At 35.0% G+C, this 9,518-nt stretch carries 5 protein-coding genes; all 5 read left to right on the top strand.

The window, feature by feature from the left end; translation table 11 throughout:
* On the top strand, window positions 1–1,050 hold a 1,050-nt coding region (locus PXC01_RS17485), incomplete at its 5' end, for an Ig-like domain-containing protein (RefSeq protein WP_276473576.1).
* 13 nt (window positions 1,051–1,063) lie between these two features.
* Entirely contained in the window at window positions 1,064–2,017 is a 954-nt protein-coding gene (locus PXC01_RS17480; protein WP_276473575.1) for a PorP/SprF family type IX secretion system membrane protein, read from the top strand.
* Window positions 2,018–2,032: 15 nt separating this feature from the next.
* A complete protein-coding gene (locus PXC01_RS17475) occupies window positions 2,033–3,973 on the top strand; it encodes an OmpA family protein (protein ID WP_276473574.1) in 1,941 nt (646 codons plus the stop codon).
* Window positions 3,974–4,199: 226 nt separating this feature from the next.
* A complete protein-coding gene (locus tag PXC01_RS17470) occupies window positions 4,200–7,910 on the top strand; it encodes a beta strand repeat-containing protein (RefSeq protein ID WP_276473573.1) in 3,711 nt (1,236 codons plus the stop codon).
* A 755-nt stretch (window positions 7,911–8,665) separates the two neighbouring features.
* A partial coding sequence (locus PXC01_RS17465) for a hypothetical protein (RefSeq protein WP_420828597.1) occupies window positions 8,666–9,518 on the top strand: 853 nt, incomplete at its 3' end.

The following is a 9,518-nucleotide window of genomic DNA, read 5'->3' as shown; positions in this document are numbered from 1 at the left end:
GATGATATATCAGATGACACTATTATCTATACTCCAAATGATGGTTTTGAAGGAACGGAGACTATAGAGTATACGGTTTGTGATGCTGAAGGTAATTGTGATACTGCTACGGTAACGATAACTGTAGGTGAACCTGTTGCTCTAGATGTAGTAGATGATGCTGTATATACACCGGTGGATACACCAATTGAAATAGATATTTTAAATAATGATTTAGGTATTCCTGGTGATGGCACGTTGACGGTAACGGATCCATCAAATGGAACGGTTGAAATCAATGATGGGGGTACGCCCGATGATATATCAGATGACACTATTATCTATACTCCAAATGATGGTTTTGAAGGAACGGAGACTATAGAGTATACGGTATGTGATGCTGAAGGTAATTGTGATACTGCTACGGTAACGATAACTGTAGGTGAACCTGCTGCTCTAGATGTAGTAGATGATGCTGTATCTACACCGGTAGATACACCAATTGAAATTGATCTCTTGGATAATGATTTTGGTATTCCTAGTGATGGTACGTTGACGGTAACAGATCCATCAAATGGAACGGTTGAAATTAATGATGGGGGAACTCCTAATGATATGTCAGATGATACTATTACATATACTCCAGACGATGGATTTTTAGGGGCTGATTCTATAGAGTATACGGTTTGTGATGCTGAAGGTAATTGCGATACCGCTACGGTTGAAATATTAGTTGTAGATAACGATTCTACAGATACTGATGATAGTCCTATTGAGGTAAATCAAATTGTGACACCAAATGGAGATGGTAGAAATGAATTTTTATTCATTAGAGGAGTTGATAAGATTCGTAGCAGTACATTAAAAATCTTTAATAGATGGGGTGTGGCTGTTTATGAGGGAGAAAATTATAATAATCAAAACAATGTATTTGATGGAAGATCAAGAGGAAGGTCAACATTAAGTACAGATGAATATCTACCTGCGGGAATATATTTCTATATATTTGATTATACTACCTTTGATGGAGAAAACAAAGTTGATAGTGAATATCTGTATATTAGTAGATAATACTTTTTAAAATATGAATATTAAAAATAAGTTCTTAATCCTATTTGGAGGTTTGTTGCTCCTTTTTAGTGATGCAATAGCCCAGCAAGATGCTCAGTACACACAGTACATGTTCAATACTATGAGTATAAACCCGGCTTACGCTGGCTCACGTGGTCAATTAAGCATTACAGGATTACATAGGTCTCAATGGGTAGGTTTGGAAGGGGCTCCCTCAACCCAAACATTTAATATTCAGTCTCCTATTAGAAACAGCAAACTTGGGTATGGATTTTCAATAGTTAATGATGAAATAGGTGAAGGAGCTGTTCAGGAAACTTATTTTGATGCGCTTATTTCATATACCATTGACGTTTCTTCTGAAGGTAAATTGTCATTTGGTCTAAAGGCAGGTGGTAATCTAATGAATTTAGATTTTAGTCAGCTTAGAAATTTTGATGAAGAGGTTGTTCGTACTGATAATATTGAAAACAGGTTTTCACCAAATGTAGGTGTTGGTCTTTACTACCATTCTACTAAGTTCTATGCCGGACTATCTGCACCAAATTTATTTGAAACCGAACATTTTGACAGTTCTCAAAGAGATGCTAACGACACTCAGTTTTTATCTAAGGACAGAATCAATTTCTATTTAATTACAGGTTATGTTTTTGATTTAAATGGAAATTTAAAATTTAAACCGGCATTATTGACTAAGGTTGTAGGAGGAGCTCCTTTGCAGGTTGATTTTTCGGCAAACTTCATGTTCAATGAAAAATTTACTTTTGGGGCAGCATATAGATGGGATGCTGCTGTGAGTGCAATGGCTGGATTTCAGGTTTCTGATCAATTCATGATCGGTTTGGCTTATGATAGAGAAACTACAGACCTTGGAGGGACACAATTTAACGACGGATCATTTGAAGTACTCTTAAGATATGAATTGGTAAAATCATTTCAAAAGTTGGTTTCACCTCGTTTTTTCTAAATGGCAAACTTATTTATGAAGTATACAGTAAAATTATTGATAGCAGCTTTATTACTTGTTCAAGGATGGGCTAATGCTCAAGAACGACTAATTCAAAAGGGTAATGAAAAGTTTGATGCATATTCTTTTAGTCCTGCCATAGATATATATAAAAGGGTCATGGACAAGGGTTATGTTTCTGCAGACCTATTAAGAAAATTGGGTAATTCATATTACTACAATGCAGACTACACGGATGCTGCAGAAACATATAAGAAATTAGTGGCAGATTATTCTTCTGAGGTTACTCCTGAGGATTATTTTAAATATGCACAATCCTTAAAGACCATTGGTGACTATGATACTTCTAAGTCCATAATGAATAAATTTTTAGAAGTAACTAAAAGTGACGGTCGCGCAACGGCATTCAATAATGATCGAGATTATATGTCAGAAATAGAAGAGAATTCTGGAAGGTATAATTTAGGACCTTTTGAGTATAACTCTCCTTATTCGGATTTTGCACCTTCATTTTATAAAGAAGGATTAATATTTTCGTCGGATAGGGATACTGGCAATTTTGCCAGATACCGTCATACTTGGAATGCAAAAGATTTTTTAGATCTCTATGTTGTAAATTCAGACAGTACTACGATAGATCATGTTAAGAAACTTAGTGAGAATGTAAATACACGTTATCATGAGTCTACCTCAGTAGTTACCAAAGATGGTAAGACTATGTATTTTACACGTAATAATTCTCAAAAGAGAAAGACAGTGAAAGATGATCAAGGCGTTGTTCGGTTAAAAATATTAAGAGCGGTACTAACAGATGAAGGTGTTTGGGGAGAGGTAGAAGAGTTACCTTTTAACAGCGATTCTTATTCTGCAGCAAATCCTGCTTTAAGTCCAGATGAGAAAACTTTGTATTTTGTATCGGATATGCCCGGTACCTTTGGTGCTTCAGATTTATATATGGTCGCTATCAATGAAGATAGAACCTTTGGTACACCTCAAAATTTAGGTCCAAATATTAATACTGAAGCTAGAGAAACTTTTCCTTATGTTACCAGTGAAGAAATTTTATATTTCTCTTCTGATGGTCACCCAGGTTTAGGAGGATTAGATGTTTTTGCAACCAAAATTAAAAGACAGGATTTTTCAGGTAAGATTTTAAATGTAGGGAAGCCGGTAAATAGTAATAGCGATGATTTTACCTTTATTTTCAATGAAGAGCTAAGAACGGGTTATGTAGCATCTAATCGTGAAGAAGGATTGGGCTATGATGATATATATAGTTTTACCGAAACAAGACCATTAGAGTTTGATTGCCTTCAGAAAATCACAGGAACAGTTAGGGATAAAATTTCTAATGAAGTTTTGGTAGGTGCAACAGTAAAGGTTATTGATGAAAATAACGAAGAAATTTTATCTACAATTACAGATTCTGATGGTAATTACAGTTTAGAGCTTGATTGTAATAAAGGTAATTTTGTAAGAGCATTAATGGAAGGCTATGTTCCGTTTGAGGAATATATTGGTGCTTCTGATGGTAAACCAAAAATTATCGATTTCTATTTGGAAAGGGATAATATTACTGCAGGATTTGGAGATGACTTATCTAAATTATTGCAACTAAGCACTATTTATTTTGATTTTGATAAGTACAATATTAGAAAAGATTCTGAAGTAGAGATAGAGAAAGTAATTGCAGCTATGGAAAAATATCCTAGTTTAAGATTAAAGGTCAATGCTCATACAGATAGCAGGGGTACTGAAGCTTACAACTTATGGTTGTCTGATAAAAGAGCTGAGTCAACAGTTAACTATATGATAAAAAAGGGCATTTCCAAAGATAGATTGCTAAGTGAAGGATTTGGTGAATCCAAATTGTTGAACGAATGTTCAGATGGTGTAAAATGTTCGGCAACTAAGCATGATGTCAATAGAAGATCAGAGTTTATTATTTTGGAATAAAACACACTTAATCTTAATAAAAATAAAGCAGTTACTTAGAGGTAGCTGCTTTTTTTTATACGATAATAGTCAATTTTATCAGTCAATTAGAGTACTAGTACATTGGTTTGATGGGCATTCACTCTAGCTTTTTGCCTCTACACAACAAAATTTTTCATTTAAACATGTGTAAAGCTATTTTTGAGTGTTAAATAATTAAGTTTTAACTCTAACCAAAGTTTAAATTTTGATCAACAAAATATTATTAGCGTTTCTATTCCTATTTTCTGCGGTACATATGCTACAGGCGCAATGCCCAAGTAGTGAATATGCTGTAGCTACAAGTTTCCCCACAAATATTACAAATACAAATCAGATATTAGGTGCTCCAAATAATAATTATACTGTTTTTGGTAGTAACGCGCAATTGGTGGTGCACTTAGATAATCCAGTTATAGCAGGTACCCAAATAACCATAAGACTTCGTAGAGATTCTAATAATGCAAGTTTATTAGTTTACAATTCTGACCAAGAGGCAAGTGGGTATACTAACTTAGTGCAATATAATTCATCAAATACACCACAGGGAACAGCTGTTAATGTAACTTATACTACAACTAGAAATACAGGTTACTTATTATTCAGAGATAACTCTGGAAATGGTAATAATTCATTTAGTGTAGACGCCATAAGTTACTGTTCACTTAGTTTAAATATAGGTAATACCACTGTAGCAGAGGAAGTAGGTAATGCAGTTATAGATATTACCTATACCGGAGCAAATACTTCGGCTTTCACAGTAAATTATGCTACTGCGAATGGTTCTGCTTTGAATGGACTCGATTATACGAACACCTCTGGTACTTTGTCATTTTCAGGGGTATCTGGACAAACGCGTCAAATTACAGTACCTATAATTAATGATGATTATGGTGAAAGTACAGAGAACTTCGTTATTAACTTTTCAAATGTATCTGTAGGTTATACGGTAAATCCAGTATCAACTATTATTTCTATAACAGATACAGATGTACCTATACCTAATAATGCACCATTAGTATTAACTGATGAATTTAACGGGTATTACGATTATTCCACAACAGGTGGTTCTCTTAGGTCTAATACAAATGATATTGATCCGTGTAGTATAACAACAACATCCTCTAACACGTTACTTTCGCCAATACCGGCAGGGGCAGTAATAGATAAAGCGTATTTATATTGGTCTCACTCAAGTCAAGTGCCAGATGACAATGTAGTTTTTGAAGGAGCTAATGTAAAGGCATCAAAAATATATGGATCAGCTTTAAATTTTAATGGTAATAATTTACAGTTTTTTGGGTATGTAGCAGATGTAACATCAATTGTTACAAGTATATCATCACCTTCAACAAATGTATTTGATTTTTCAGGTTTAAGTATTGATAATGGCGGGGCTTATTGTACAACATCTACGGTATTGGGGGGGTGGTCATTGATGGTGTTTTACCAAGAACCTTCATTGCCTGCGGTAACTATTAATTTATATGAAGGGTACAATGGCGATAGTGGCGCAAACTACCCGTCAGGTATGGCTACAAGTTCGTTCACATTAAGCGGCTTTTATTCTATTGGTTCTTTAGGGGCTAAAACAACTATTTTATCTTGGGAAGGCGATGATACTTTAGCCAATAATGAATCACTTGTGTTTAGTACTCCAAGTTCTCCAAATAACATCTTGAATGGTGATGGGGATAATGACGGTATTACAAAGAACAATCCCTTTAATTCAACAATTTATGATAATACGGTTTTACCAGTAGTTAACAACACGACATCTTACGGTCTTGATCTTGATACGTTTGATGTATCTGCCTATATTGGTGTGGCTGAGACTTCAGCTACGACCACGGTTAATGTCGGGCAAGATTATGTGATTATGAATGCGGTATTGTTAAAGGTACCTTCTAACATTATTACAGGGCACGTTTTTGAAGATGTTAACTATGGTGGTGGCGATGGTAGATCTTTAGTTGCATCATCTGGGGAAATAGTAGAAGGAGCAACTGTAGAATTGTATGATGCTAGTAATACATTGATAAGTACTTCAATTACAGATGATCAAGGGCAATATGTTTTCGGAGGTATGGCTAATGGCAATTATCAAGTTAGAGTGGTAGACGCTACTGTGAGATCAACGAGAGTTAATGGAGCAACCTGCTATGAATGTGTAGGAGTATCTACTTATAGAACTAACTACACGGCATTAACTGGTTTTACAACTGTCAATGAAGTTGGTGGTTCTAGCCCCGCTATACCAGATGCTGCTGTAGGCTCTCTTACCAATGCAAATACAGTTTCTAACGTGGCAATTGCCAATGAAGGTATAGTTGGTTTAAATTTTGGCTACAACTTTAACACAATTGTTAATACCAATGAAGATGGGCAAGGGTCATTACAACAATTTATAGTCAACTCAAATGCGCTAGGAAATACAGGTCTGGATATTGAGGCGAATTCAATATTTGACCCAATAGCTGGTGAAGATGTTTCTATTTTTATGATTCCACCTTCAGGAGATGCTCAGGGTAGGGTTACTGATACAAATTATGCATCAGGTCGTTTTGATATATTTATACCTAATACTTCTACACTATCTATAATTACAGATGATACAACAAGTATTGATGGACGAACACAAACCGCGTATTCTGGAAATACAAATACTGGCACAACAGGTCTTGGAGGCTCTACAGTTGGGGTTTCGGCAATTACATTACCTAATTACGATAATCCGGAAATTCAGATTCATAGAAATGCAGGCGACGTCATAAGAATTACGGCCCAAAATGCCACAATTAGAAATGTATCGATTTACGCAAATAATAATGCAGGTATTCGTTTAAATTCTGGTAGCGCTTTAGTTACAAATAACCTTATTGGGGTAAATGCGCTAGGTAATAATTCTGGAAATATTGATTATGGCGTTGAAGTTGTTGGTGGTGAAATAGTAATAAGCAATAACTATATTGCTACAACTTCAGATGCGGGTATTTTAATTAATGGAGGTACAAGTACGTTAATTCAAGGTAATCAAATTACAGAAAATGGTGCGTTAGCATGCTTTGATAATATTACGGTCCAAAATGGTTCTGATATTATAATTACCGGTAATTTAATTGAAAAAGCAGGTGCACTTGGTATTGATGCTGATGGCTATGCAGGCAATTTAATAATTAATGAAAATACCATTTTAACTTCAGGACAAAACGGAGGTCTTTGTGCTGGTTTCATTGCAAATGCAGGTATCAAACTTGACGGTAATAATTCAACCATTTCAAAAAATATAATAGCATCTAACGGTGGCTCAGGAATTGTTGTTTCTGGTGGTACTACTAGCGGAAATTTAATTTCCCAAAATTCAATTTACGCAAATGGAACTTCAAGTCCAGCTTTAGGTATTGATTTAGATTTATCAGATGCTCTGGGAGATGGAGTCACCTTAAATGATTCAGGTGATTCAGATTCAGGTCCTAACGGATTATTAAACTTTCCTATTATATCAGGAGCATTTATGTCAGGAGGTAATTTAGTGGTAGAAGGTTGGTCACGCCCAGGAGCTACCATAGAAATATTCTTAACCGATGTAAATCAAGGTACGGCGACCGAAGGGGATAATCAATTGGGCTTATCTACAGATTACGGTGAAGGTCAAGTATATGTTGGTACAGTTACCGAAGGTAGTGCGGCAGATTTATTCTCAATGGTAACACCATATACTGATTTGGATAGCAACACTGATAATACAAATAAGTTTAAGTTTGTAATACCTATGTCATTACCTATAAGCGTGGGTAATTACATAACAACAACGGCTACATTATCTAATTCAACATCAGAATTTTCACCTTTTAGTATAGTTGAAAATTATACGGTAATTACAAACAGAAGAATAACATACAGGATAAAGAAAAATTAATTTTTTTCCAATAAAAAAAGAAAAAGTGTGCTTTACTACTTAATCTTCAAGTGGTAAAACACATTTTTTTATGTCCAAAAATTGGCGCAATACTATCTTGACTTTAAGCAAGTATAAGACGTATTAAGTTATAATAGGTATGATAAAGTACAGTGTAACTCTTACTTTAAACCTGTTCATACTAACGTTGTAAAACTATAACAAGATAAGTCGCATTTGCCATTGGTAGAGTGTGGAAATACAATTAGATCAGTTGTTGAATTTATGAATTCTGACTTTTTGTAAAAGTTAGAAAGGTAATAACAAACAAGCGAATTACCTTACCGCATAAAGTCCAACTAATTACATTTCATTTTTTTCGTGTATTAGTAATGATAAAAATAAGGGTGTCTACCTAAAGGAAATGGTTGGGAAAAATCAAATTTCGAATTAAAATCAACCTTTTCACACCTTCTTTTTATTCAAATTTTTTAGTCGTTTGAATAAGGAAATCGAAAATTTTTTAGTTTTTCTCAGTAACGATAACTACCCGAATAGCAGTACATCTTCGACGAACAACAATCAAAAATCATAAACATTTAACAATCCCAAACCTCACCTTTATAGAGGTATATAGCGTAAATATTGGCTTACACAACATTTATTTTAAGGAGCAATACATATAGTCAATATTTGTATAGTGTGAATACCAATGATCCGCCTTGTCATAAAAAAAGGAATGGATGATTCTGGAAAGCACATTTTGAAAAACCTATATGACCAACGAAATTTTGAAGGTGGAATTGAATATTAAAAGTATGAAGAGTCAAACTACTACAACCCTAAGTAAATCCATTAAAGGCTTAATGGTATTGTTTACTTTACTGTTGTCAGCCATTTCTATAGCACAAACTACAGTTACTTTAGAAGATCAATGTAACTGTGAAGTTCTGCAGGGAACAGATGTCTCTGCACCGGGAGCGGTAACTCCCGCAGGAGCAGATTTAGGAGATTTATATGTAAATACAGATACCGGAACCATTTACTATTGGAATGGAACTACTTGGGAGTTAACATCTACTGATGATAACACCACAAATGCTTCTTTAACAGAAGATGGGGTAAATCTGGTTTTGACAGATAGTGATTTAAATACAGTTTCTATTCCTTTAGCTGATATAGCTGCTGCTGTAGACACAAATACAACTAATGTAAATTTCACCGTAAATAGTACGAATGGTACTTTAGATATAATTGATTCTGATGGGAATGTAGTTTCTGTTCCTTTGGCTGATATAGCTGCTTTAACAGATACTGATACTCAGTATACAGCAGGATCAGGATTAGATTTGAATAGTAATGAATTTAGTATAGCCGCGGATGCGGTGACCAATGATAAATTGGCGGACGATGCCGTACAGACGGAGAACATCGTAAACGGGACAATATTGACGGAGGATATCGCTTCAGGCGGTAACGACCAGATATTGGTTACCGATGCGACGGGAGCCGTGGAGTGGATAGACAAGTCTACCTTTGACGCCATTGCTGATCAGGTTACCATTACCGGGTTGGGAACAAGTACGGATCCCTTCAAAGTAGAGGATCTGGCGATAGTGACGGATAAGT

The organism is Maribacter huludaoensis, assembly GCF_029350945.1.
Taxonomy (GTDB): domain Bacteria; phylum Bacteroidota; class Bacteroidia; order Flavobacteriales; family Flavobacteriaceae; genus Maribacter; species Maribacter huludaoensis.
The sequence above is the reverse complement of the archived record's forward strand: the minus strand, read 5'-3'. Positions and strand labels throughout refer to the sequence as shown.